Annotated in this window: 1 protein-coding gene; it reads right to left on the bottom strand. The window is 56.0% G+C overall.

Annotated elements, in window-relative coordinates:
* A partial coding sequence (locus Q4526_RS16435) for a GLUG motif-containing protein (protein ID WP_215978304.1) occupies nt 1-2,193 on the bottom strand: 2,193 nt, incomplete at both ends.

Below are 2,193 nucleotides of genomic sequence, written 5' to 3'. Positions count from 1 at the left end.
GGCCGAGGCGTCGATATCGGTCATCAGGGTGTAGCTGCCGGCTAAATCAGCGGCCATACCTTGCAGGTCGTAGAGGTTATGGATTTCACCGCCGCCGGAGAGATGGGCCCGCAGCATCGGCCGAGAGCTGCCCTCGGCGATAAACCAGGTGTTGGTAAAATCAAAACCGGTGTAGTTATCAGCGCTGTAGGCAGAATCGCCGGGAACCAGGGTTGCCCAATTACCGTTAAGTGCTGTGCCACCGCCTGAAGAGGTTAGTTGGCCTGTGGTATGGCTATCCCAGTAACTATTTGTCAGAAGCACGGGCCCCGAACTACGGCCTATTAATCCACCGGTAAACCCAGACGTGGCAGTTACTGCACCACTGGCCCAGCTGCGGCTAACTGAACCAAATAACACTTGACCAACCAATCCGCCAGCGCTATCAAAGGTGGCGTTAACAGCGCCCGTAGCATAGCTGTCGGTGATGCTGCCAAACATCTCTCCAACTAAACCCCCGACAGATTGCAAACCCTCTACCGAACCTGTAGCGTAGCTGGTTTGAATCGAACCATCAGATTGGCCTACCAAACCACCCACCTTCGATCCCGCACTGGTAACGTCCACCGCTGCGTAACTTTGCACAATGGAGCCGTTACCGCCACTAGCCCCACCTAAGAAACCAACAAGCCCGCCTATGCTATTCGCAGAGCCGGTAACCGAGCCTTCGGCAAATACATTACTCAGAATAAAGTTGCCGCTGTTGCCTACAGCGCCTCCCGCTATACCTCCGACATAACCTTGTCCTTCAACATTAACATTGGTCAAACCTATGTTTTCAATGGTAGAGGCCGCGCTTTCAATCCTGCCAAACAAGCCCACATCATCCTGGTCGGGCCGGGCGATGGTCAGGCCGTCAATCACAAAACCCTCGCCGTCCAGGCTGCCGCTAAACTCTGCACCGCTGGTGCCCACCGGCGCAAAACCGCGCCCGCCCCAGATATCCGAATAGTTGCCAAGATCGCCCTGCGCCACACTGTCAGCGGTGGCCGAGGCGTCAATATCGTTGAGAAGGGTGTAAGTACCGCCTAGGTCTGCGGCCATGCCTTGCAGTTGATAGAGGTTGGAAATATTGCCACCGTCTAAAAAGGCGCGCAGCATAGGGCGCGAGCTGCCCTCGGCGATAAACCAGTCGTTGGTAAAATCCAGATCTGTGTAAGTAGATGCGTTGTAGGCCGTATCACTGCCCCAGTTGCCATTGACCTGAGTGGCGGTAAAACTCCCCGAATTAAAGCCCACACCAACGGCGCCCATTCCCGTGGTAAAGCCATCCCAGTAGCTGCTACTAACAACTCCAGCATTATTATTGTACCCCACCAAACCGCCGACATAGGTACTACCTGTGACCGACCCGGTGGCGTAGCTTTGGCTAATTGTCCCCGCGTTACGCCCCACCAGGCCGCCGGTAAAATGACCTGTGACCGACCCGGTAGCGTAGCTTTGGCTAATATCTCCCATATTGCTCCCCACCAGGCCGCCGACATCGGTATCACCTGTAGCCGACCCGGTGGCGTAGCTTTGGCTAATGGTCCCCGCGTTAAGTCCCACCAGGCCGCCGACATACTCATCATCTGTGACCGACCCGGTGGCGTAGCTTTCGCTAATAACCCCAGCACCCCAGTTAACCCCCACCAGGCCGCCGACATAGGTACTACCTGTGACCGATCCGGTGGCGTAGCTTTGGCTAATGGTCCCCTCGTTAAATCCCACCAGACCGCCGGCCTTACCATCACCCTCGATGGAAGCCCCGGTCAGACCGACGCCTTCGATGCGGCTTGTACCACTGGTGCGCCCAAACAAGGCCACACCGTCCTGAGATGGGCGCTGAATGGTTAAACCGTCAATAACATGCCCGGCGCCATCAAAGGTGCCGGTGTAGTAGTTAGAGTAGTCACCAATCGGATCAAACCCTTCGCCACCATTCCAGCTGGCCGTACCCGAGGCGTCGATATCGCTGATCAGTACCGCGTTTAAGCTCAGTGTGGTATCAAGCCCCTGCAAGCCGTAAATATCAGTAAGCTGTAACGGTGAGCCTGTACCATCGCCACCGATCGCTCGGGTAAAGGTGCCGCCGTTAATCACAAAGTCATCGGCCAGAAAGGTGGGCAGGGTGGCGACAATTTGCGAGAAGTTGCCGCTGTTTAAGGTAAAGGT

It is taken from the genome of Gilvimarinus sp. 2_MG-2023, from assembly GCF_030547685.1.
Taxonomy (GTDB): domain Bacteria; phylum Pseudomonadota; class Gammaproteobacteria; order Pseudomonadales; family Cellvibrionaceae; genus Gilvimarinus.
This window is presented reverse-complemented; position numbering and strand designations above follow the sequence as displayed.